The 21,853-nt window shown below is 69.3% G+C and carries 18 protein-coding genes; 11 read left to right on the forward strand and 7 right to left on the reverse strand.

The genetic code is table 11. From position 1 onward, the window contains the following. The first annotated feature begins 77 nt into the window (after positions 1-77). The 3 genes from ACN20X_RS27920 to dsbG all read left to right on the forward strand — a co-directional run bounded on the left by ACN20X_RS27920 (position 78) and on the right by dsbG (position 3,957). Positions 78-1,841 carry a methyl-accepting chemotaxis protein gene (locus tag ACN20X_RS27920; RefSeq protein ID WP_473210119.1) on the forward strand — a complete coding sequence of 588 codons (1,764 nt, stop codon included), beginning with the start codon at positions 78-80 and terminating at the stop codon, positions 1,839-1,841. Positions 1,842-1,859: 18 nt separating this feature from the next. Next, on the forward strand, positions 1,860-2,987 hold the full coding sequence (locus tag ACN20X_RS27925) for a FecR family protein (RefSeq protein ID WP_473210120.1): 1,128 nt from the start codon (positions 1,860-1,862) through the stop codon (positions 2,985-2,987). Between the two features lie 367 nt (positions 2,988-3,354). Continuing rightward, the gene (dsbG, locus tag ACN20X_RS27930) at positions 3,355-3,957 is read left to right on the forward strand and encodes a thiol:disulfide interchange protein DsbG (RefSeq protein ID WP_026062695.1); all 603 of its coding nucleotides are present in this window, start codon (positions 3,355-3,357) and stop codon (positions 3,955-3,957) included. Here the strand turns inward: dsbG and ACN20X_RS27935 are convergent. The 3 genes from ACN20X_RS27935 to ACN20X_RS27945 are packed head-to-tail and all read right to left on the reverse strand — an operon-like array spanning position 3,903 to position 9,831. After that, positions 3,903-5,429, reverse strand: coding sequence for an efflux transporter outer membrane subunit (locus tag ACN20X_RS27935; protein WP_473210121.1), 1,527 nt, complete (start codon positions 5,427-5,429; stop codon positions 3,903-3,905). The genes dsbG and ACN20X_RS27935 overlap by 55 nt on opposite strands. Before the next feature lie 5 nt (positions 5,430-5,434). Next, complete coding sequence (locus ACN20X_RS27940) at positions 5,435-8,584, reverse strand: multidrug efflux RND transporter permease subunit (protein ID WP_473210122.1); 3,150 nt, start codon at positions 8,582-8,584, stop codon at positions 5,435-5,437. Positions 8,585-8,610: 26 nt separating this feature from the next. After that, on the reverse strand, positions 8,611-9,831 hold the full coding sequence (locus tag ACN20X_RS27945) for an efflux RND transporter periplasmic adaptor subunit (protein WP_473210123.1): 1,221 nt from the start codon (positions 9,829-9,831) through the stop codon (positions 8,611-8,613). Between the two features lie 137 nt (positions 9,832-9,968). On the opposite strand from ACN20X_RS27945, the gene ACN20X_RS27950 reads away from it, so the two are divergent. Together ACN20X_RS27950 and ACN20X_RS27955 are read left to right on the forward strand one after the other, a co-directional pair. Then, positions 9,969-10,535 (forward strand): TetR/AcrR family transcriptional regulator, encoded by a 567-nt coding sequence (locus ACN20X_RS27950; RefSeq protein ID WP_043790964.1) that lies wholly within the window; start codon positions 9,969-9,971, stop codon positions 10,533-10,535. Positions 10,536-10,679: 144 nt separating this feature from the next. Continuing rightward, positions 10,680-11,594, forward strand: a complete 915-nt coding sequence (locus ACN20X_RS27955) for a LysR family transcriptional regulator (RefSeq protein ID WP_012207657.1) — start codon at positions 10,680-10,682, stop codon at positions 11,592-11,594. On the opposite strand, the gene acnD is transcribed toward ACN20X_RS27955, so the two are convergent. From acnD to ACN20X_RS27970, 3 genes are read right to left on the reverse strand one after another with little or no spacing between them, the layout of a single operon-like run. Beyond that, positions 11,582-14,209, reverse strand: coding sequence for a Fe/S-dependent 2-methylisocitrate dehydratase AcnD (acnD, locus tag ACN20X_RS27960; protein ID WP_473210124.1), 2,628 nt, complete (start codon positions 14,207-14,209; stop codon positions 11,582-11,584). The genes ACN20X_RS27955 and acnD overlap by 13 nt on opposite strands. A 60-nt stretch (positions 14,210-14,269) precedes the next feature. Continuing rightward, positions 14,270-15,439 (reverse strand): bifunctional 2-methylcitrate synthase/citrate synthase, encoded by a 1,170-nt coding sequence (gene prpC, locus ACN20X_RS27965; RefSeq protein WP_133073241.1) that lies wholly within the window; start codon positions 15,437-15,439, stop codon positions 14,270-14,272. After that, complete coding sequence (locus ACN20X_RS27970) at positions 15,436-15,834, reverse strand: acyl-CoA thioesterase (RefSeq protein WP_074922441.1); 399 nt, start codon at positions 15,832-15,834, stop codon at positions 15,436-15,438. The genes prpC and ACN20X_RS27970 overlap by 4 nt, the downstream gene beginning before the upstream one ends. Before the next feature lie 117 nt (positions 15,835-15,951). Here ACN20X_RS27970 and ACN20X_RS27975 point away from each other — a divergent pair, with 117 nt between their 5' ends. Then, positions 15,952-17,364, forward strand: a complete 1,413-nt coding sequence (locus ACN20X_RS27975; protein ID WP_016448409.1) for a short-chain fatty acyl-CoA regulator family protein — start codon at positions 15,952-15,954, stop codon at positions 17,362-17,364. A gap of 25 nt (positions 17,365-17,389) precedes the next feature. Here the strand turns inward: ACN20X_RS27975 and ACN20X_RS27980 are convergent, their stop codons facing one another. Beyond that, positions 17,390-18,355 (reverse strand): ferritin-like domain-containing protein, encoded by a 966-nt coding sequence (locus ACN20X_RS27980; protein WP_016448410.1) that lies wholly within the window; start codon positions 18,353-18,355, stop codon positions 17,390-17,392. Between the two features lie 307 nt (positions 18,356-18,662). Here ACN20X_RS27980 and ACN20X_RS27985 point away from each other — a divergent pair, with 307 nt between their 5' ends. Genes ACN20X_RS27985 through ACN20X_RS28005 form a run of 5 tightly spaced genes read left to right on the forward strand, consistent with a single transcriptional unit; the run spans position 18,663 to position 21,820 of the window. After that, positions 18,663-18,986, forward strand: a complete 324-nt coding sequence (locus tag ACN20X_RS27985) for a hypothetical protein (protein ID WP_473210125.1) — start codon at positions 18,663-18,665, stop codon at positions 18,984-18,986. After that, the gene (locus tag ACN20X_RS27990; RefSeq protein WP_279494166.1) at positions 18,987-19,202 is read left to right on the forward strand and encodes a hypothetical protein; all 216 of its coding nucleotides are present in this window, start codon (positions 18,987-18,989) and stop codon (positions 19,200-19,202) included. It abuts the gene before it with no gap. A 35-nt stretch (positions 19,203-19,237) separates the two neighbouring features. Then, positions 19,238-19,471, forward strand: coding sequence for a hypothetical protein (locus ACN20X_RS27995; protein WP_473210126.1), 234 nt, complete (start codon positions 19,238-19,240; stop codon positions 19,469-19,471). A 7-nt stretch (positions 19,472-19,478) separates the two neighbouring features. Next, positions 19,479-20,297 carry a trehalose-phosphatase gene (gene otsB, locus ACN20X_RS28000; RefSeq protein WP_473210127.1) on the forward strand — a complete coding sequence of 273 codons (819 nt, stop codon included), beginning with the start codon at positions 19,479-19,481 and terminating at the stop codon, positions 20,295-20,297. Continuing rightward, on the forward strand, positions 20,294-21,820 hold the full coding sequence (locus ACN20X_RS28005; RefSeq protein WP_473210128.1) for an alpha,alpha-trehalose-phosphate synthase (UDP-forming): 1,527 nt from the start codon (positions 20,294-20,296) through the stop codon (positions 21,818-21,820). Before otsB ends, ACN20X_RS28005 begins: the two co-directional genes overlap by 4 nt. Positions 21,821-21,853: the final 33 nt, after the last annotated feature.

Consider the following 21,853-nt stretch of genomic DNA (forward strand, 5'->3'; position numbering starts at 1 on the left):
TTCAAAGGGCTTTTATCAAATTAATCACTTATTCTTTGATAAAAACTGATACTTGCACCATCTACCTGGAAAGCGCCATGAATCTCCGCACCTGGACCGTCAAGACCAAGCTCTACGCCGCCTTCACCGCCCTGGCTCTGCTGGTCGCGCTGGTTTCCGTATCCGCTCTGCAGGCGCTGGACGATGCCAACCGCAACCTGACCCGGTTCGTCGATGGCGTGAACGCCCGTGCCCAACTGGCCGAACAGGTGCGCGCAGCCGTGGACAGCCGTGCCATCGCGGCGCGCAACCTGGTGCTGGTGAACACGCCAGCCGACCTGGAGCTGGAAAAAGCGGCCGTGTACGCCGCCCATGCCGAGGTCAAGAACCGGCTGGACCAGCTCAAGGCCCTGGTGGCCGCGCCCGGGGTGGGTGAGGAGGCACGCGCCTTGGTCGCCCGCATCGACCAGATAGAGCAGCGCTACGGCCCGGTGGCGCTGGACATCGTCGCGCTGGCGCTGCGCCAGCAACGGGACGAGGCCATTGCCAAGATGAACAGCGAGTGCCGGCCGCTGCTGGCCCAGCTGATCGCGGCCACCGACGAGTACAGCCGGCTCACGCGCCAGCACGCCCAGGTCATGGTGGCGCAGGCCACGCAGTCCTATGTGCAGCAACGCAACATGCAGATCGGCATGAGCGCTGTCGCCTTCGTGCTGGCCCTGCTCATGGGCCGGCTGATCGCACGCGGCCTGACACGCGCGCTGGGCGCCGAGCCTGCCCAGCTCGGTGAAGTCGCCCGCCAGATCGCCGACGGCAACCTCGACCCCGGACTGTTGCGCAGCGAAGCGCCCGCCGGCAGCGTGCAGGCCTCGCTCAACGCCATGCACCAGAGCCTGGCCAGCGTGGTCAGCGACGTGCGCAACAACGCCGACAGCGTGGCCGTGGCCAGCGAGCAGATCGCCAAGGGCAATGCCGACCTGAGCCGCCGCACCGAGCAGCAGGCCAGCGCGCTGCAGCAGACGGCGGCCTCCATGGACGAGCTGTCCTCCACCGTGCAGCAGAACGCGGACAACGCGCGCCAGGTCAACCAGCTCGCGCTCGGCGCCAGCCAGGTGGCGGTCAAGGGCGGCACCGTGGTGCAGGAAGTCGTCGGCGCCATGCAGGACATCCATGCCAGCTCGCGCCAGATCGGCGACATCGTGGGCGTGATCGACTCCATCGCCTTCCAGACCAACATCCTCGCCCTCAATGCCGCCGTCGAAGCCGCTCGCGCCGGTGAACAGGGCAAGGGCTTTGCCGTGGTGGCCGCCGAGGTCCGCACCCTGGCCCAGCGCAGCGCGCAGGCCGCCCGCGAGATCAAGCAGCTCATCACTGACAGCGCCACGCGCGTCAGCCAGGGCGCGGAGCTGGCCGACCAGGCCGGCGCCACCATGGCCGAGGTGCTGCAATCCATACAGCGCGTGACCGACCTCATGGGCGAGATCAGCAATGCCAGCGACGAGCAAAGCGCCGGTGTGGCCCAGGTCGGGCAGGCCATGAGCCAGATGGACCAGGTCACGCAGCAAAACGCCTCGCTGGTGGAAGAAAGCGCGGCGGCGGCCTCCAGCCTCAAGTCCCAGGCCCAGCGCCTGGTGCAGGCCGTGGCCATCTTCCGCCTGGGCGACCAGGGTGGCGCGGCGCAACAGCCGCGTTTGCAGGCGCCGCTGCCGGCGTCCGTGCCCACGCGCGCGGCCACGGCATCCGCGCTGGCGCCGGCCAGGCCGGCACCGGCACGACCCGCAGCTGGCGCGCGCCCTGCAAGCCCTGCACGCCTGGCTGCGGCCAAGCCGTCCGCCGAATCGCAGGACTGGACCAGCTTCTGAAACCGGCAAGCCGCACGCATGCGCCGCCACCGCTCCTGCACCGCGCCCCTGGACAAGGCTGCGCAGGTGCGCGAACTGGAAGAGTTCTTCCGCGGGCAAAACCCCATCGACCTCGCTGCGGCCGACTGGCACACGCGCATGGAGCAAGGCCTGACCGCCGAGGAAGAAGCCGAATTCACCGAATGGCTGGCGGCCAGCACGGCGCACGAGGCCGCCTTGCGCCACCTGGGCCAGAGCCTGGCGGCCGCGCGGTCCATTCCCCCCGAACAGGTGGCGCGCCTGCGCGCGGAGCAGGCACGCCGGCGCTCGCAGTCGGCGCCTCACGCACGCCCGGAACCGGCCCCGCAGCGCCCGTTCTCCGAAGAGCGCCAAGGCTGGAGCTGGTCCCGCCTGCTGCCGCGACCTGCCCTGGCGGCCCTGTGCTGCACGGTGGCCGTGGCCGTGGGCGTGGGCGTGGGCTGGCACCAGTGGCAGCAGCAGCCCACCTTCACCAGCAGCCACCTGACCCCACGCGGCCAGGCCAGGACCATCACCTTGCCGGATGGCACCGCACTGTCCCTGGATGCCGATACCCAGGCGCAGGTAACTCTGTACCGCGACCGGCGCGAGGTGCGCATCACGCAAGGGCAGATCCTGTTCGCCGTGGCACCCGACAGCGCCAGGCCCTTTCATGTGCGGGCCGGCCCGGCGCGCGTCACCGTGGGCGGCACGCGGTTTTCCGTGCGCTATCGCGCCACGGGCATGGAGGCGGGCAGCGCCAAGGTGGCCGTGCAGGAGGGCCATGTGCGCGTGGCCGGTGCGCAAGGCGCGGCAACGCCTGCCGACCTGGTCGCTGGCCAGGCCCTGAGCGTGTCGCCTGCAGGCGTGCTCGGTCCGGTGTCGGCTGTGGCGCCCGGCAGCATTGCGCTGTGGCGCAAGGGACTGATCCGCTTCGAGAACACGCCCCTGGCCGACGCCCTGGTGGAACTGGAGCGCTACGGGCCGACCGGCCTGGTGGTGCACGACCCGGCCGTGGCGGCTCTGCGCATTGGCGGCACCTACCAGGCCAGCCGCCCCGCCGAGTTCGCACGCATGCTGGCCCAGATCCTGTCCGTCACTCTGGTGGCCGGGCCCGATGGCCAGACCGAGATTGCCGCTGCGCCCTGAGCACGGAGGCGGGACCGGCCCACGCTTTCAAGACTGCCTGCCGCGCCGGGCGCAAGCCCTCCCCCACCCTGCCCCGCTCGCCCTGGCTGTCTGCAATGACGACTGCCCAGCGCCGATGCGCAGCATCTGCAAGGGTGTCAATGACAATCAGCGGCGTGCGAAGCCCATGGGCTGCAACGCGGCGGCAACGGCGCGTGGTCGGTCGGCCGTCGTGTGCGAGATTGCCGCAAGCGATTTCCTGGACCGATGGAACGCGGCGGATGCACTCCGACTCACACCGTCCGCCGCTGTGGCCACAGCACCAGGCGTTGCACGCTTGCCGCGCAGCGCCGCACCCTCATTCATCCAACCGTTCCAAGGAGTTCCCATGCATCTTCAACGCACCGTCCTTTTTGCAGGCATGGCTGCCAGCCTCTTTCTGGCGGCGGGATGGGCCACGGCCGCAGAAGGCCCTGCCACGGCCCAGGCCCCCCATGCCAAGGCCCAGGCCGCCAAGCCGGCGGGCGACACCGTGCAGGCGCAGCTGGAGGCCTCCACCTGGGTGCCCGACGGCAAGGCCGATGCGCCGCGCGTGATCTATACCTTCACCGACCCCAACTGCAAGTACTGCCACAAGTTCTGGGAGGCCGCACGCCCCTGGGTGGACGCAGGCAAGGTGCAGCTGCGCCACATCCTGGTGGGCGTGATCCGGGACGACAGCCCGGCCAAGGCCGCCGCCATCCTGCAGGCCCCGGACCGCGCGGCCGCACTGATGGAGCACGAGAAGAAGTCCGCCCAGGGCGGCATAGCGCCCGCCTTCAGCGTCAGCCCCGACGTGCGCAAGGCGCTGGAGGCCCACCGCAAGCTGATGATGTCCCTGGGCTTCCGTGGCACGCCGGGCATCGTGGTGATCGACAGCCAGGGCGGCACCAAGAGCTATGGCGGCATGCCGCGCGATGCCGCCTTGCCGGAGGTGTTCGGGGCGCTGTGAGGCGGCGGCGCCGTCCAGCTGCCGCCCAGCACGCGGAACAGCTGGGCCAGCGCCAGCTGCCGCTGGGTCACGGTATCGATGTAGGCGCTTTCATTGGCGAAGGCGTTGCGCTGTGCGTCCAGGTAGCGCAGATGGTCGTCCACCCCCGCCTGGTAACGGGCCTGCGCCAGCCGCAGGCTTTCGCGGCTGCTGTCGCGCAGCGCCAGGCGCGCGGCTTCCTCGCGGCGCAGCGTGTCGGTGGCGGCCAGGGCGTCGGCCACTTCGCGGAAGGCGGTCTGGATGGCCTGCTCGTAGGCGGCCACGGCCATGTCCTTGCGCAGCACGGCCAGGTCGAGGTTGGCGCGGTTGCGCCCCCCGTCGAAGAGGGGCAGCGTGACCTGGGGAGTGAACGACCAGGCGCGCTGGCCCGAGCGGAACAGGTCGGACAGATCGGCGCTGGAAGATCCCAGGAAGCCGGTGAGCGAGATGCGCGGGAAGAAGGCCGCGCGCGCCGCACCAATGTCCGCGCTGCGCGCGCGCAGCCGGTGCTCGGCCGCCTGGATGTCGGGCCGGTGGATGAGCAGTTCGGAAGGCGTGCCGGCCGACAGGTCCTGCAGCAGCAGGGGTACGTCGGACGACTTTGCCGACTGTGCAGACCCTGCGGACTGTGCGGACTGTGCGGACTGTGCGGACTGTGCAGACAGGTACGGCGTCAGATCCTCCACGCCCGTCAGCAGCAGCAGGGCGTTGCCGGCCTGGCGCAGCTCGCGTTCGCTGCGCTCCACGTCGGCGCGGGCCTGGGCGGCCAGGCCCAGGGCGTCCTGGTGGTCCAGGGCGGTGGCCGTGCCCGCCTGGCGCCGCTGCGCAGTCAGGCGCAGCGAGGATTCACGGCTTTGCAGCGTGCGCTGCGCCAGTTGCAGCCGGCGCAGGGCCCCATCGCGGGACAGGTAGGCCTGCACCACTTCGGCACCCAGGCTGATGCGGGCGGCGCGCGCGACCTCTTCGGTGGCCAGGTACTCGCCCAGGGCGGCTTCGGACAGGTTGCGCACGCGGCCGAACAGGTCCAGCTCGAAGGCGGCCAGCCCCAGGCCGGCCTGCCAGCTGCCCTGCACCTGCGGCTGGCCCGTGGCATTCATGTCGCCCGGCAGGCGCTGGCGCGTGCCGCCGCCCTGCAGGCCCACGCCCGGCAGGCGGTCGGCGCGCTGCACCTGGTACAGGGCGCGTGCCGCCTCCACGTTGAGCAGGGTCTGGCGCAGGTCGCGGTTGTGGGCCTGGGCCAGGTCCACCAGCTGGCGCAGCTGGCGGTCGGCGATGAAGCTGTTCCAGTCCAGCGTGGCCGCCGACGAGGACAGCACGGGCGCCGCATCCTGCTGCGGCCATTGCGTGGGAATGGGCGCCTGCGGACGCTGGTGGACCGGGGCGAGGGAGCAGCCCGCCAGCACCAGGCTGGCGGCCAGCGCACACAGGGCGCGTGGGAAGAAGTGCATGGACATGGCGCTTACTCGATGCGGGTTGCCGGGGCCTGCAGGGCAGGCGGGGTGCCGGCCGGCGCCTTGCGCCGGAACAGGGACAGCACCCAGACGAAGAAGACGGGAACGAAGACCACCCCCAGCAGCGTGGCCGACAGCATGCCGCCGATCACGCCGAAGCCGATGGCGGCCTGGCTGGAGGCGCCCGCGCCCGAGGCCAGCGCCAGCGGCACCACGCCCAGGATAAAGGCCAGCGAGGTCATGACGATGGGCCGAAAGCGCAGCCGCGCCGCCTGCAGCGCGGCCTGCGCCAGGCTGTGCCCCTGCGCATGCAGGTCCCTGGCGAACTCCACGATCAGGATGGCGTTCTTGGCCGCCAGGCCGATGATGGTGATCAGGCCCACCTTGAAGTACACGTCGTTGGACAGGCCCACGGCCGAGGTGGCCAGCACCGATCCCAGCGCGCCGATGGGCACGATCAGCATCACGGCGGCGGGAATGCTCCAGCTCTCGTACAGGGCCACCAGCAGCAGGAACACCACCACGATGGCCAGCGCGAACAGCTTGGGCGCCTGGGCACCGGCGGCTTTCTCCTGGAAGGACAGGGCCGTCCACTCGTAGCCTATGCCGCGCGGCATCTCGGCCATGATGCGTTCCAGCTCGGCCATGGCCTCGCCCGTGGTGTGGCCCGGCTTGGCATCGCCCGAGATGCGGAAGGCCGGATAGCCGTTGTAGCGCGAGATCTGCACCGGCCCGCTTTCCCAGCGCACCGTGGCAAAGGCCGACAGCGGCACCTGCTGGCCGGCGGCGTTGGGCACGTGCAGGCGCAGGATGTCCTCGGGCCGCGCGCGGGCCTGGGCATCGGCCTGCACCACCACGCGCTGCAGGCGGCCCGCGTTGGGGAACTCGTTGATCACGGCCGAGCCGTAGGCCGTGGACAGGGCCGTGTTGATGGCGCTGAAATCCACGCCCTGGGCCTGCGCCTTGCGCCGGTCGATGTCCAGCCGCAGCTGGGGCGCATCCTCCAGGTTTTCCATCATGGCGTAGGCAATGATGGGCGAGGCATTGGCCTTGGCCAGCAGCTGGTCGCGCGCGGCGATCAGCGCCTCGCGGCCCAGGCTGGCGCGGTCCTGCAGGCGCAGCGCAAAGCCGCCGGAGTTGCCCAGGCCGTCGATGGGTGGCGGGTCCACGGCCATGACGGTGCCGTCGGACAGGCTGGCAAAGCGCTGGTTGAAGGCCTGCACCTCGTCCCACGACGCCTGCCCGGCGCCGCGCACCGACCAGTCCTTGAGCGTGACGAAGGCCAGGGCCGCGTTCTGCCCCATGCCCGAGAAGCTGTAGCCCATCAGGAACTCGGCCTGGGCCGTGGCGGGGCGGCTCTGAACATAGTCCTCCATGTCCTTGACCATGGCCTTGGTGCGCTCCGTGGTGGCGCCCGGCGGCAGCTGCACGCCGACGATGTAGTAGCCCATGTCCTCGTAGGGCACGAAGGATTCGGGCATGCGCGTGTACGCCACGCCCAGCCCGGCCACGATGGCGGCATACACCAGCATGCAGCGCCCGGCGCGGCGCACCAGCCGCTGGTTGAGCAGGTCGAAGCGCTCGGTCAGCGCCGCGAAGCGGCGGTTGAACCAGCCGAAGAAGCCCTTGCGCTCGGCGTGGTGGCCCTTGGCAATGGGCTTGAGCAGCGTGGCGCACAGCGCCGGCGTGAAGGTCAGCGCCAGCAGGCCCGAGAACAGGATGGACACGGCCAGCGACAGCGAGAACTGCCGGTAGATCACGCCCACCGAGCCGCTCATGAAGGCCAGCGGCAGGAACACCGCCACCAGCACCAGGGTGATGCCGACGATGGCGCCCGAGACCTGCTGCATGGCCTTGACCGTGGCGGCCAGCGGGGACAGCCCCTCCTCGGCCATGAGGCGCTCCACGTTCTCCACCACCACGATGGCGTCGTCCACCAGGATGCCGATGGCTAGCACCATGCCGAACATGGTCATCATGTTCACCGAAAAGCCCAGCGCATACATCACGCCCAGGGTGCCGGCCAGGCAGACGGGCACGACGATGGTGGGAATCAGCGTGTAGCGCAGGCTCTGCAGGAACAGCCACATCACCAGGAACACCAGCGCCACGGCCTCCACCAGGGTCTGGATGACCTTGCCGATGGCCACTTCCACGAAGCGCGAGGTGTCATAGGGCACGGCGTACTGGATGCCGGCGGGGAAGTTCTGCGACAGCTCGGCCAGGCGCGCCTTGACGGCCTTGGCGGTCTGCATGGCGTTGGCCCCGGGCGCCAGCTGCACGGCGGCGGCCACGCCCTGGCGGCCGTCCTCGCGCGAGGAAAAGCTGTAGTCCAGCTGGCCGACCTCCAGCCGCGCCACATCGGCCAGGCGCACGGCCGAGCCATCGGCCCTGGCACGCAGCACGATCTGGCCGAACTCCTCGGGCGAGGCCAGCGTGCCCTTGACGGCAATGGTGGCGCTCAGCTCCTGGCCGGGCCCTGCGGGCGAGGCGCCAAAGCTGCCGGCCGGCACCTGCGCGTTCTGGGCGGCGATGGCCGCGTTCACGTCCGCCACCGACAGGCCGTAGCCCAGCAGCTTGTTCGGATCGACCCACACGCGCATGGCCACATCGGCCGCGAAGAACTGCACCTTGCCCACGCCGGGCACGCGGCGGATCTCGTTGTTGATGTTGCGCACGGCGTAGTCGGACAGGGCCACCTCGCTGTTGCTGCCGCTGCCGTCCTTGTAGGTCAGCGAGTAGATCATCAGGAAGTTGGCGCTGGCCTGCTCGACCTGCAGGCCCATCTGCATCACGGACGCGGGCAGGCGCGCCTCGGCCTTCTTGATGCGGTTTTGCACCTCCACCTGGGCCAGCGCGGGCTCGGTGCCCGGGGCGAAGGTGGCCGTGATCTCGGCCAGGCCCGTGGAGCCGCTGGAGGAGTCGAAGTACAGCAGCCCCTTGGTGCCGTTGAGCTCCTCCTCGATGACGCTGGTCACCGACTCCATCACCGTGGTGGCGGAGGCGCCCGGGTAGTTGGCGGTGATCGAGATCTGCGGCGGCGCCACGTTGGGAAACTGGGAGACGGGCAGCGCCGGTATGGCCAGCAGCCCGGCGAGCATGATGAAGATGGCCACCACCCAGGCGAAGTTGGGGCGGTTGATGAAGAACTTGGACATGGTCTATTCCTTGGGCACGCGCCGGCTCAGTCGCTGGACGTGGCGGAGCTGCCGGAGGCGCTGAAGGTGCCGGACAGCCCCGCCGTAGGGGAGGCCGCGGCATCGGAAAGGGCCGTGACCTGAACCCGCGCCCCGGGCTGCAGGCCCGCCATGCGGCCCACCACCACGCGCTCGCCGGCCTTGAGGCCTGCGCTGATCTGCCACTGCGCGCCATGCATGGCCGCGGTCTGCACAGGGCGCATCTGCAGCGTGTCCTGGCCGTCCACCACCAGCACGTGGGCCTGCCCGTCGGTGCTGCGCTGCACGGCCCGCTGCGGCACCAGGATGGCGGCAGGGTCCACGCCCTGGCCCACGGTCACGCGCACATACATGCCAGGCAGCAGCATGCCGTCGCGGTTGTCGAAGCGCCCGCGCAGCGACATCTGGCCGGTGCCGCGGTCCACCGTCACATCCGAGAACAGCAGTTGCCCCGTGCGCTGCAGGCCCGTGCCGTCCACCTTCAGGGAGACCGGCGTGCCGTCCTTGCCCTCCGTCTGTGCCAGGCGGCCCTCGGCCAGGGCCGCGCGCAGGCGCTGGGCTTCGGCCACGGGCTGCTGGAAGTCGGCATAGACCGGGTCGAGCTGCTGGACCAGCGCCATGGGCGTGGCCTCGCCCTGGCCCACCAGGGCGCCCTCGGTGACCAGCGCACGGCCGATGCGGCCCGCGATCGGCGCCCTGACCGTGGCGTATTCCAGGTTCAGCGCGGCCGCCTGCACCTCGGCCTGGGCGGACTGGCGCGCGGCCTGGGCCGCCTGCAGGCGGGCCTGCATGGCTTCGAAGTCCTGGCGGCTGACCGCCTCCTGGGCCACCAGCGGCGCGTTGCGGCCGACCACGGCACGCGCTTCGATCAGGGCCGCCTCGGCGCTGGCCAGCTGGCCCTGGGCGCGGGACAGGGCGGCGCGCAGGGGCGCCGGGTCGATCTGGAAAAGCACCTGGCCGGCCCGGACGTCGGCGCCTTCCTCGAAATGGCGGCGCAGCACGATGCCGGCCACCCGCGCACGCACCTCGGCCACGCGCACGGGCTCGATACGGCCCGGCAGCTCGCTGGACAGGGCCAGCGGCGCGGGCTGCACGGTGACGGCCTGCACCACGGGCAGCGCGTCACCCGCTGCGGCCGGAGCCTCGTTGCGGCCGCAGCCCGCGGCCAGGGCGGCCAGCACCAGGGCCGCCAGCGGCAGGCCACGTCGCTTGTTCAGACGCATGCTCATGTTCACAACCTGATTGAGTTCGATACGAAGGCCGCGATGGTACATATCAGAATCAAATGAGTCAACATCGATTCATTTGATTCTTTAAAACATCAACAGATAAAATCCCCGCACTTTCCAAGGAGGCATGACAAGCGATGACGAGCACCAAGCAAGAGGACGAAGGCAAGCTGCTGGGCGCACTGGCACTGGCACTGCTGGACGATCCCAAGGCCAATCTGCAGGAGCTGGCACGCGCCATCGGCATCAGCAAGGCCACGCTCTACCGCTTCTGCCCCACGCGCGACCAGCTCATCGACCGGCTCATAGGGCATGCGGCCGACACGCTGTCACGCGCCATGCGCGCGGCCGAGCTGGAGCGCCACGCGCCGCTGGAGGCGCTGCGCCGCCTCACCGCCCACTGCCAGGACCACCAGACGCTGCTGCTGTTCCTGATGTATTTCTGGCGCTCCGACATCTCGGTGGTCGGCCAGATAGAGAGCGAATGGGTGGCGGCCATGGATGCCTTTTTCCTGCGCGGCCAGCAGGCCGGCGTGTTCCGCATCGACATCACGGCTGCGGCCATGACCGAGCTGTGGCTGTCCATGGTCGTGGGGCTGCTGGATGCGGAGCGGCGCGGCCGTGTTGCGCGGGCCAGCGTGGCGGCCGTGATGGAGCAGGCCTTCCTGCACGGCGCCCTGCAGCCCGGCGCACCGGCCGCGTAGTGCACCGGGCGCCGATGGGGAAAACCCAGGTGATGAATGATGGTCATGCACTGCTTTCAATCGATGAAGGCAGCCATGGAATGGATCCACATCAATGAACTAGAATTTTTTTAGCTCACAAATCCATGAATTTTTCTCACCAAAATGCTCGAACGCACCCACCTCGCCATCGTCCGTGAAGTCGAAAAACAGGGCTCGCTGACGGCGGCGGCCGGCGTGCTGTGCGTGACGCAGTCGGCGCTGAGCCACAGCATGAAGAAGCTGGAGCAGCAGCTGGGCACGGACATCTGGCTGCGCGAAGGCCGCAGCCTGCGCCTGACGCAAGCCGGCCAGTACCTGCTGGCCGTGGCCCAGCGCGTGCTGCCCCAGCTGGACCTGGCCGAGGAGCGGCTGCGCCAGTTCGCCCAGGGCGAGCGCGGCGCGCTGCGCATCGGCATGGAGTGCCATCCCTGCTACCAGTGGCTGCTCAAGATCGTCGCGCCCTATCTGGCGAGCTGGCCCGATGTGGATGTGGATGTGAAGCAGAAATTCCAGTTCGGCGGCATCGGCGCGCTGTTCGGCTACGAGATCGACCTGCTGGTCACGCCCGATCCGCTGTTCAAGACGGGCCTGGAGTTCGTGCCCGTGTTCGACTACGAGCAGGTGCTGGTGGTCTCCAGCGCGCATGCGCTGGCAGGGGCCGATTTCGTGGAGGCCGCCCAGCTCGCGCCCGAGGTGCTGATCACCTATCCCGTTCCCATGGACCGGCTGGACATCTACAACCAGTTCCTCATGCCGGCCGGCATCACGCCGCGCCGCCAGAAGGCCATAGAGACCACTGACATCATGATGCAGATGGTGGCCAGCGGCCGGGGCGTGGCGGCCCTGCCACGCTGGCTGGTGCAGGAGTACGCGGGCAAGCTGGACGTGGTTCCCGTGCGCCTGGGCGCCAAGGGCATTGCCAAGCAGATCTTCCTGGGCGCGCGCGTGGCGGACCTGCAGACCGACTATCTGCAGGCCTTCATCGAGCTGGCGCGCCAGCCGCTGGCCGCTGGCGCCCCCCCTGCTCAGGCTGCCTGAGCCTGCGCCAGGAAGTCCTGCGCAAACCGCTGCAGCACCCCGCCGGCCTCGTACACCGATACCTCCTCGGCCGTGTCCAGCCGGCAGGTCACGGGCACGCGCAGCGTCTGGCCGTTTCTGCGCTCGACCACCAGCGTGAGTTGGGTGCCCGGCGTGCGCTCGCCTTCCACGCCATAGATCTCCGTGCCGTCCAGGGCCAGGGTCTTGCGGTCGGTGCCCGGCAGGAACTGCAGCGGCAGCACGCCCATGCCGATGAGGTTGGTGCGGTGGATGCGCTCGAAGCCTTCGGCCACCACGGCCTCCACGCCCGCCAGGCGCACGCCCTTGGCGGCCCAGTCGCGGCTGGAGCCCTGGCCGTAGTCGGCGCCCGCGATGATGATCAGCGGCTGGCGGCGGTTCAGGTAGGTTTCCATGGCCTCCCACATGCGCACCACACGGCCTTCGGGCTCGATGCGCGCCAGCGAGCCCTTGTGCTGCACGCCGTCGATGACGGCCATCTCGTTGACCAGCTGCGGGTTGGCGAAGGTGGCCCGCATGGCGGTGAGGTGGTCGCCGCGGTGGGTGGCGTAGGAGTTGAAGTCTTCCTCGGGCAGGCCCATGCGCGCCAGGTATTCGCCCGCCGCGCTGTCGGCCAGTATGGCGTTGGAGGGCGACAGGTGGTCGGTGGTGATGTTGTCGGGCAGCAGGGCCAGCGGCCGCATGTTGCGCAGCGTGCGCGGGAAGGCCGCCAGCGCGCCCACGCCTTCGGTATCCCAGTAGGGCGGGCGGCGGATGTAGGTGGACTGGGGGCGCCAGTCGTACTGGGGCCGGGCCCGGTCTCCATCGTCCTTGCGGATGGCGAACATGGGTTCGTAGACGGCGCGGAATTGCTCGGGGCGCACGGCCTGGGCAACGATGGCGTCGATCTCCTCGTCGGCGGGCCACAGGTCCTTGAGGCGGATCTCGCGGCCGTCCACCACGCCCAGCACGTCCTGCTCGATGTCGAAGCGGATGGTGCCCGCCAGCGCATAGGCCACGACCAGCGGCGGCGAGGCCAGGAAGGCCTGTTTGGCATACGGATGGATGCGCCCGTCGAAGTTGCGGTTGCCCGAGAGCACGGCCGTGGCGTAGAGGTCGCGCTCGACGATTTCCTGCTGGATCCTGGGGTCCAGCGCGCCGCTCATGCCGTTGCAGGTGGTGCAGGCAAAGGCGACGATGCCAAAGCCCAGCTGCTGCAGCTCGCTGAGCAGCCCGGCCTCCTTCAGGTACAGCTCCACGGCCTTGGAGCCCGGCGCCAGCGAGGACTTGACCCAGGGCTTGCGCGCCAGGCCCAGGCGATTGGCATTGCGCGCCAGCAGCGCCGCGGCGATGACATTGCGCGGGTTGCTGGTGTTGGTGCAGCTGGTGATGGCCGCGATGATGACGGCCCCATCGGGCATCAGGCCCTGGCGCTCCTGGGCGCGGGCGGCCTGCAGTTTTGCCGCATCGGCAATGCCGCGCTCGGCCAGGGCCGAGGTGGGCAGGCGCCGGTGCGGATTCGAGGGACCGGCCATGTTGCGCACCACGGTGGACAGGTCGAACTGCAGCACGCGCTCGTACTGGGCATCGGCCAGGCTGTCGCTCCAGAAACCTGCGGTGCGCGCATAGGCCTCGACCAGGCGCACCTGGGCCTCGTCGCGGCCGGTCAGGCGCAGGTAGGCCAGGGTCTGGTCGTCAATGGAGAACATGGCCGCCGTGGCGCCGTATTCGGGGCACATGTTGGAGATGGTGGCGCGGTCGCCGATGCTCAGGCTGTCGGCGCCCTCGCCAAAGAATTCCACATAGGCGCCGACGACTTTTTGCTGGCGCAGGAATTCGGTCAGGGCCAGCACGATGTCGGTGGCGGTGATGCCGCCCTGGCGCCGGCCCGTGAGGCGCACGCCCACGATCTCGGGCATGCGCATCCAGGAGGCGCGGCCCAGCATGACGTTCTCGGCCTCAAGGCCGCCCACGCCCACGGCGATCACGCCCAGGGCATCGACATGGGGCGTGTGCGAGTCGGTGCCGACACAGGTATCCGGGAAGGCCAGGCCATCCTGCACTGTCACCACGGGGGACATCTTCTCCAGATTGATCTGGTGCATGATCCCGTTCCCTGCGGGGATCACATCCACGTTGGCGAAGGCTTTTTTTGTCCACTCGATGAAGTGGAAGCGGTCCTCGTTGCGGCGGTCCTCGATGGCGCGGTTCTTCACGAAGGCATCGGGATCGAAGCCGCCGCACTCCACGGCCAGCGAGTGGTCCACGATGAGCTGCACGGGCACGACGGGGTTGACCTGGGCCGGGTCGCCGCCTTCGGCCGCGATGGCGTCGCGCAGGCCGGCCAGGTCCACCAGGGCGGTCTGGCCCAGGATGTCATGGCAGACCACGCGCACGGGGTACCAGGGAAAGTCGATGTCACGCCGGCGCTCGATGAGCTGCAGCAGGTAGCCGTGCAGCTGCGCGGGATCGGCGCGGCGCACGAGGTTCTCGGCGTGGACGCGGGCGGTGTAGGGCAGGCGTGCCCAGGCGCCGGGCGAGAGCGCATCGACGGCGGCGCGGGCATCGATGTAGTGCACCGTGGTGCCGGGCAGGGGTTTCTTGTGGTCGTTGTTCATGGGGCGGATGCAATGCGGGCAGGCCTGCAGCCCGCCCGCCAGGTTCAGGACAGCGGCGGCTCAGGCGCGCGCATCGAGGGGCACGAACTTCTGGTCATCCGGCCCCGTGTAGTTGGCGCTGGGGCGGATGATCTTGTTGTCCTGGCGCTGCTCGATCACGTGCGCTGCCCAGCCGCTGGTGCGCGCGATCACGAACAGCGGCGTGAACATGGCCGTGGGCACGCCCATCATGTGGTAGCTGACGGCGCTGAACCAGTCCAGGTTGGGGAACATCTTCTTGACCTCCCACATCACCGATTCCAGCCGGTCGGCAATGTCGTACATGCGGGTGGTTCCGGCCTCGTCGGACAGGCGCTTGGCCACGCCCTTGATGACCACGTTGCGCGGGTCGCTGACGGTGTAGACCGGGTGGCCGAAGCCGATCACCACTTCCTTGGCATCGACGCGGCGGCGGATGTCGGCCTCGGCCTCGTCGGGCGTGTCGTAGCGCTTCTGGATCTCGAAGGCCACCTCGTTGGCGCCGCCATGCTTGGGCCCGCGCAGCGCGCCGATGGCGCCCGCGATGGAGGAATACATATCGCTGCCCGTGCCCGCGATCACGCGCGCCGTGAAGGTGGAGGCGTTGAACTCATGCTCTGCATAGAGGTTGAGCGAGGTGTGCATGGCGCGCACCCAGCCTTCGGACGGCCGGTGGCCGTGCAGCAGGTGCAGGAAGTGGCCGCCGATGGAGTCGTCGTCGGTCTCCACCTCGATGCGCCGGCCCGAATTGCTCCAGTGGTACCAGTACAGCAGCATGGAGCCCAGGCTGGCCATGAGCCGGTCGGCAATGTCGCGGGCACCCGCCAGGTTGTGGTCGTCCTTTTCGGGCAGCACGCAGCCCAGGGCCGAGACGCCGGTGCGCATCACGTCCATCGGATGGGCGCCGGCAGGCAACTGCTCCAACGCCTGCCTGACGCTGGCCGGCAGGCCGCGCAGCGCCTGCAATTTGGTCTTGTAGGCCTGCAGTTCGGGGCGCGTGGGCAGCTTGCCGTGCACCAGCAGATGGGCGATTTCCTCGAACTCGCAGACCTCGGCAATGTCCAGGATGTCGTAGCCGCGATAGTGCAGGTCGTTGCCCGAGCGGCCCACGGTGCACAGCGCGGTGTTGCCGGCGGTCACGCCCGACAGCGCGACGGATTTCTTGGGCTTGAATGCGGACGCAGATGGCGCGTCGATGGTCGTGGTACTCATGGAAGGGTCTCCTGGTTCAGATAGGAATGGGCAATGGCCGCAGGAAGGCCGTTGTGGTCGACAGCCACCATCTCGAACAGGCCCTTGAGCACGTCCTCGCAGGCAATGCCCGGAGCCTGGGCCGATGCGGTGACGCAGACCGTCATGGAGCTGCGCCCCACGCGGCTGACCCAGCCGCGCAGGACGATCTCGTGGCCCACGGGCACGGGTGCCAGGAAGTCCACGCCGGTGACGGCGGCCATCACGACCTCGCGCTGTGCCAGGCTGCGCGCAGCGAGAAAGGCCGCCTTGGCCATGAGCTGCAGGCCCTGGCCCGCGAACAGCGTGCCGTGGTGGTTGGCCAGCGCGGGCAATACCAGTTCATGCAGCTCGGCGGTTCCGGTGGGTGTTGTCATGTTTCGCAATTTACGCAAAATAGCGCCCCTGCCATAGTGCTGAAAAGGCGAATTCTTGCGAAACGAAGTCCGCGAATTTGCAAATTCTGCGAATAACAGCCACCCGAGGAAACAGCCATGAAGAAGACGTTCATGGGCGTCAAGCTGCGCAAACTGCGCGCGGAGCACGGCCTGTCCCAGATCGCCCTGGCCCACGCGCTGGGCCTGTCGCCCAGCTACCTGAACCAGCTGGAGCAGAACCAGCGGCCGCTGACGGTGTCGGTGCTGCTCAAGCTCAACCGCGCGCTGGGCGTCGATATCCAGCAGTTCTCGGAGGACGAGGAAGCGCGCCTGGTCGCCGGCCTGCGCGAGGCCCTTGCCGAGGCGCCCGAATCCATTGCCCTGCCCGAGCTGCAGGAAGTCGCCGCGCAGATGCCCGCCCTGGGACGTGCGGTGATGGCGCTGCACCGCCGCCATCTGGAGGCCCTGGAGCGCATCGAGAGCATGTCGCTCAGGCTGGGCGATGACCGCTCGGACATGCCGGTGGCGCGCACCATGCCGTTCGAGGCCGTGCGCGATTTCTTCTTTGCGCACCAGAACTACTTCGATGAAGTCGACCGCGCGGCCCAGGCCCTGGCTGGCGAGGCGCGTGCGGACCCGGGCCATCTGGCGGACTGGCTGGTCCGGCGGCTGCAGCAGCGCCACGGCGTGCAGGTGCATCGCCTGGAAGACTCCCGGCAAAGCCAGCGCCGGTTCGACCCGGCCACGCGCTCGCTGTGGCTGTCCTCGGCGCTGGAGCCTGCGCAACAGGCCTTCCAGCTGGGCACGCAGCTGGCCTTGCTGGAGATGGGCGACACGCTGGACCGGCTGATCGCCACCGCCGCCTTCCAGGGCGACCCGGCCTCAAGCAAGCTCGCCCGCGTGGGCCTTGCCAACTACTTTGCGGGCGCGCTGTTGCTGCCCTACGACCTGTTCCTGGAATCGGCCGAGCAGCTGCGCTATGACATCGACCTGCTGGGCCAGCGCTTTGGCGTGGGCTTTGAAACCGTCTGCCACCGGCTGAGCACGCTGCAGCGGCCCGGCGCGCCCGGCGTGCCCTTCTTCTTTGTGCGCGTGGACCGCGCGGGCAATATCTCCAAGCGCCAGTCGGCCACGCATTTCCACTTCAGCCGCACCGGCGGCACCTGCCCGCTGTGGACGGTGTACGAGGCCTTCGGCCAGCCCGACCAGGTGCTGCGCCAGCTCGCCAGCATGCCCGACGGGCGGCGCTACCTGTGGATTGCACGCTCGGTCTCGCACGGTCAGCGCGGATATGGTTCGCCGCGCAAGACCTTCTCCATCGGCCTGGGCTGCGACATACGCCATGCCGCGCGCCTGGTCTATGCCAAGGGGCTGGACCTGGGCGATCCGGAATCGGCCACGCCCATCGGCATGGGCTGCAAGGTCTGCGAGCGCGACCAGTGCACGCAGCGCGCCTTTCCCTATGTGGGAAAGGCGCTGCATGTGGATGAGAACGCCAGCCGCTTTGCGCCGTACGGCGTAGGCGGCTAGCAACCCCCAGGCATCCTGTGCCAGGTCAGGAGGCCGCGCGCATGCGGTCGCGCAGATCGCGCACTTCGTCGTGGTTGCGCTGCGCGCCCTGGGCCTGGCGCTCCACCATCACGCGGATGGCCGGAGGCAGCGGCTGCTTGAGCGCCTTGCGGTACTGGGCCACGGCGGAATCCTCGCCGCGCTCGCACTCCTCCAGCACGGCCTTGTCGTCCTGCGAGGTCAGCGCCGTCTTCACCGACACCCAGCCCCGGTGCAGCGCGCCGGCCACCGTGCCGCCCGATGCGGGCTCGCGGCCCAGCTTGCGGATCTCGGCCTCCAGCTCCAGCGCGGCGGCGCCGCACTCGGCGCTGTGGCGCAGGAACAGGGTCTTGAGGTCCGGCGAGTCGGCGTTCTCGGCCGAGGTGCGAAAGCCGTACTCGCCATCGCGGCAGGATTCGAGCAGGTCGTTGAGCACGTCGGCCACATCGTCGTTGTCGATGTCGCCGGTGTAGGCCGGTGCCACGATGGTCCCCGTGTCATCACGGACATCGCGAACGCCTGCGCGCTCCCAGGCTGCGCGCGCTGCGGGCCGGGCCTGGTCCCAGTCCAGATGGCTGGCGCCACGGCGCGTGGTCCATTCGCGCTCCCATTCGGCGTCGAAGGCATCGAAATCGGCATCGCGGCGCGCGGCGGCCGCGTTCCAGCCCAGCTCGTAGGCGGGGCGGTACTCCTCGTAGCTGCGGCCGGCCACGTAGTAGGGCTCGTTCTGGTAGGCGTCGCGCCAGTAGGCGTCCTCGACCGTGGGATTGACGGCTTCGGCCGCGCCCTTGCCGGCCAGCCCGCCGACCACGGCACCGGCCACACCGCCCACGGCAGCACCGATGGGGCCGCCCATTGCGCCGAATGCAGCGCCGGTCACGGCACCGCCTGCAGCGCCTATGCCGGTGCCTACGGGATGTGCGCCGGGCGCGTCGGACAGCGGGTCACGGTTTGCGGGATTCGATTGCGTCATGGAATGTGCTCCTTGGCAGTTGAAAGTGATGTCTATCGTGATCGCCGTGGCGCGCCGCCGGCGTGCGCGCTTGCGGCCATGTGCCGTAGGAACGCGGCGACCGGGCCTTGCGGACATCGCGCCAGTGGCCTGTGGCCATTTTTCGCACCCCGGCACAGGGCAATCGGCGTGCCTGAGAACGGCGTTCATGCGCGTGGCATCTTTTCGTTCCTGCGCTTTCGGCGTGGTCCCACGGCGGCTGCGAAAGGGCCAAGAGACCATGGCCCAAGCGCCGCCTGCGCAGGCCCGCGAATGAAAGGAAGACGCCATGAAAGACAAGACCCCATCCGCATCCAAGTCCTCTGCACCCACACAGGCGAAGCCGTCGGGCGATGGCCAGACCAAGCTGCCCGGACAGGTCGGCAAGGCGCCCCATGCGCCCGGTGAATCCGATGCATCCGACGCATCCGAACAGGGCCTGCGCCTTCCGCACGAGCGTGACCAGAGCCTGGACGCTACCAGCGATGCGCCCGATCCGGTGATGCGCCAGGCCCATGACGACCTCGCCTCCGGCCAGGTCGATACCGACATGCGCCAGACGCCGGGCCTGAATGCCGAACGGCGCAAGAAGATGGTGCGCAAGCAGCCTTGATTGCACCTGAAGCTTGCACCTGAAGCGCAACGAGCTGCTGGCAGCCAACAAGATCGCCAGCAACCGCATGACCGGCATCGAAGGGCTCTGGACGGGGAGCAGCTGCAGCAAGGGGCGGCCTTCCACGTCAATCTGGCCGCCCGCGCGCACGAAAGCGGAGCCTGCAAGGAATGCCACTCCATCGACGAAGACGACCCGGCACGGCCCTGCAACTGAGGTGCCCGCGCTTCACTTCATACAGGAGCAACCCCATGCCCGACATTCCCGACTGGCTCCAGTGGCCTGCCTTTCTGGCCTCCATCGCCGGCGCCTGGTGTGTGGGCTCGCGTTCTGCGCAAAGGCGCAACCTGGGCTTCTGGGTCCTGATGCTCAGCAATGCGCTGTGGGCGCTGTGGGGCTGGTCCACGGCGGCCTGGGCGCTGGTGAGCCTGCAGTTCTGCCTGGCCATCACCAACACCCGCGGCTCCATCAAGGCCGAGCGGTGAGCAGGCCATGGCAGCAGACGCTTTCCTGATGTCGATCCACGAAACCGGCAACCCATACCCTGGCGCCTCCATGGAAACACCCCCATCCCCCACCTGCAGATCCGCCCTGTTCCTCGACTTCGACGGCACGCTCGTGCCGCTGGCCGAGACCCCGGACGCCATTGCTCCAGACCCCGTCCTGATCCCGATGCTGGCCAGGCTGCAGGGTCTGTTGGGCGGTGCGCTGGCCATCGTCACGGGTCGGCAGGTCGAGATGCTGGACCACTTTCTGGCGCCGCTGCATCTGCCCGCCGCCTGCGAGCACGGCCTGCAGCGGCGGGATGCCGCAGGCCGCCTGCACATGCAGGCATCGGCCATGCCAGAGACCGTGCTGCAGATGTGCAATGCCTTGGCGGCCGACCATCCCCGCCTGCTGGTGGAGCGCAAGCGCTCCTCGGTCGCACTGCACTACCGGCGTGCGCCAGAGCTGGCGACGCTGTGCCTGGACATGTTGGGCCGCGCACTGCGGCACCAGCCCGGGCTGGAGCTGCTGCACGGCAAATGCGTGCTGGAGGTCAGGCCCGCAGGCGTGGACAAGGGCCACGCCATTGCGGCCTTCCTGCGCGAAGCGCCGTTCGCCGGCCGCACCCCGGTGTTTGCCGGTGACGATGTCACGGACGAGAGCGGCTTTGCCGTGGTGCAGGCGCACGGCGGCATGGCGATCAAGGTGGGCGAAGGCGCAAGCGGGGCCCGCCACCGCCTGGACAGCCCGCAGGCCGTGCACGCCTGGCTGCAGTCCGCATGCATGCACCTGGCTGCGCAGACCTGCGCGGAGGTGCTGCCATGAGCCGGCTGGTGGTGATCTCCAACCGCGTGGTCGATCCGCGCAGGGCCGCGGCCGGGGGCCTTGCCGTGGCCATGGGCGATGCGCTGCGGCAGACGGGCGGCCTGTGGTTCGGCTGGAGCGGGACCGTCACCGACGACGGTGCCCAGGCCGCGCCGGCCGGCCATGTGCACCGCACCCAGGCAGGCAACGTCACGCTGGCCACGGTGGACCTGGACCGCGCGGACCATGACAGCTACTACGCGGGCTACAGCAACGGCGTACTGTGGCCCGTCTTTCACGGACGGCTGGACCTGGCGAGCTTCGACACGGGCCATGCGGCCGGCTACCGCCGCGTGAACCAGCTGCTTGCGCGCAGGCTGCTGCCCCTGCTGGCGCAGGACGACATCCTCTGGGTGCATGACTACCACCTGATCCCGCTGGCGGCCGAGCTGCGCGCCCTGGGCTGCCGCCAGCGCATCGGCTTTTTCCTGCACATCCCATTGCCCCCGCCGACCCTGCTGGCGGCCATTCCCGAGCATGCATGGCTGATGCGCTGCCTGTTTGCCTACGACCTTGTGGGCCTGCAGACCCGCCAGGACGTGCAGCATTTCGAGCGCTATGTCTGCGACGAGGCCGGGGGCCAGTCGCTGGGCGATGGCGCCTTGCGTGCCCATGGGCAGCGCCTGGTGTGCCGCGCCTTCCCCATAGGCATCGATGTGGATGGTTTCATGGCGCTTGCACAGGGCGGCGCCTCGCGGGACATGTACGAGCGCATGAAGCACGAGTACGCCCAGCGCCGCCTGCTGCTGGGCATAGACCGGCTGGACTACTCCAAGGGCCTGCCCCAGCGCCTGCGCGCCTTCCGGGAGCTGCTGGCCCGCCATCCCGAGCAGCGCCGGCGCGCCACGCTGATCCAGATCGGCTCGCCCACGCGCGAGGGCCTGGACGCGTATGCCGACATACGGCGGGAGCTTGAATCGCTGTGCGGCGCCGTCAACGGCGACTACGGCGAGCTGGACTGGATGCCCGTGCGCTACATCCACCAGACCCTGCCGCGCGATGGCATTCCGGGCCTGTGCCGCGCGGCGGCCGTGGGCCTGGTCACGCCGCTGCGCGACGGCATGAACCTCGTGGCCAAGGAATATGTGGCGGCCCAGGACCCGGCCGACCCGGGCGTGCTGGTGCTGTCGCGGTTTGCCGGCGCGGCCGAGCAGCTGCAGGAGGCGATGCTGGTCAATCCCTACGACGTGCACGGCACGGCCGCCGTGGTGCAGCAGGCCCTGCAGATGCCCCTGCAGGAAAGGCGCCAGCGGCACCAGCGGCTGCTGCAGCGCATCGCCGAGCAGGACGTGCACTGGTGGCGCAAGGCCTTTCTGTCTGCCTTGAAAGAGGCCAGGCCGCTGGAGCACAGGGAAAGGGAAGCCTTCGGCATCCCCGTTCCCTCGATCAGGCAGGAGCAGGCACCGCTGCGCCTGGAGCTGGCCGCCTGCCCTGCCGACGGCGTGGAACGGGACGCCTGCCGGTCGGTGGTCTCCGACAGGTAATGCCTTCCTGCTCCTGCGGCGCCGCGTTCATCC

It is taken from the genome of Delftia sp. PX-1 (assembly GCF_055797465.1).

Coding starts and splice junctions, on each gene's coding strand:
- ACN20X_RS28005 (WP_473210128.1), top strand. CDS start 20,294: ATGAGCCGGCTGGTGGTGATCTCCAACCGCGTGGTCGATCCGCGCAGG.
- dsbG (WP_026062695.1), top strand. CDS start 3,355: ATGCATCTTCAACGCACCGTCCTTTTTGCAGGCATGGCTGCCAGCCTC.
- ACN20X_RS27945 (WP_473210123.1), bottom strand. CDS start 9,831: ATGAGCATGCGTCTGAACAAGCGACGTGGCCTGCCGCTGGCGGCCCTG.
- otsB (WP_473210127.1), top strand. CDS start 19,479: ATGGCAGCAGACGCTTTCCTGATGTCGATCCACGAAACCGGCAACCCA.
- prpC (WP_133073241.1), bottom strand. CDS start 15,439: ATGAGTACCACGACCATCGACGCGCCATCTGCGTCCGCATTCAAGCCC.
- ACN20X_RS27940 (WP_473210122.1), bottom strand. CDS start 8,584: ATGTCCAAGTTCTTCATCAACCGCCCCAACTTCGCCTGGGTGGTGGCC.
- acnD (WP_473210124.1), bottom strand. CDS start 14,209: ATGAACAACGACCACAAGAAACCCCTGCCCGGCACCACGGTGCACTAC.
- ACN20X_RS27985 (WP_473210125.1), top strand. CDS start 18,663: ATGAAAGACAAGACCCCATCCGCATCCAAGTCCTCTGCACCCACACAG.
- ACN20X_RS27995 (WP_473210126.1), top strand. CDS start 19,238: ATGCCCGACATTCCCGACTGGCTCCAGTGGCCTGCCTTTCTGGCCTCC.
- ACN20X_RS27970 (WP_074922441.1), bottom strand. CDS start 15,834: ATGACAACACCCACCGGAACCGCCGAGCTGCATGAACTGGTATTGCCC.
- ACN20X_RS27975 (WP_016448409.1), top strand. CDS start 15,952: ATGAAGAAGACGTTCATGGGCGTCAAGCTGCGCAAACTGCGCGCGGAG.
- ACN20X_RS27925 (WP_473210120.1), top strand. CDS start 1,860: ATGCGCCGCCACCGCTCCTGCACCGCGCCCCTGGACAAGGCTGCGCAG.
- ACN20X_RS27950 (WP_043790964.1), top strand. CDS start 9,969: ATGACGAGCACCAAGCAAGAGGACGAAGGCAAGCTGCTGGGCGCACTG.
- ACN20X_RS27920 (WP_473210119.1), top strand. CDS start 78: ATGAATCTCCGCACCTGGACCGTCAAGACCAAGCTCTACGCCGCCTTC.
- ACN20X_RS27935 (WP_473210121.1), bottom strand. CDS start 5,429: ATGTCCATGCACTTCTTCCCACGCGCCCTGTGTGCGCTGGCCGCCAGC.
- ACN20X_RS27980 (WP_016448410.1), bottom strand. CDS start 18,355: ATGACGCAATCGAATCCCGCAAACCGTGACCCGCTGTCCGACGCGCCC.
- ACN20X_RS27955 (WP_012207657.1), top strand. CDS start 10,680: ATGCTCGAACGCACCCACCTCGCCATCGTCCGTGAAGTCGAAAAACAG.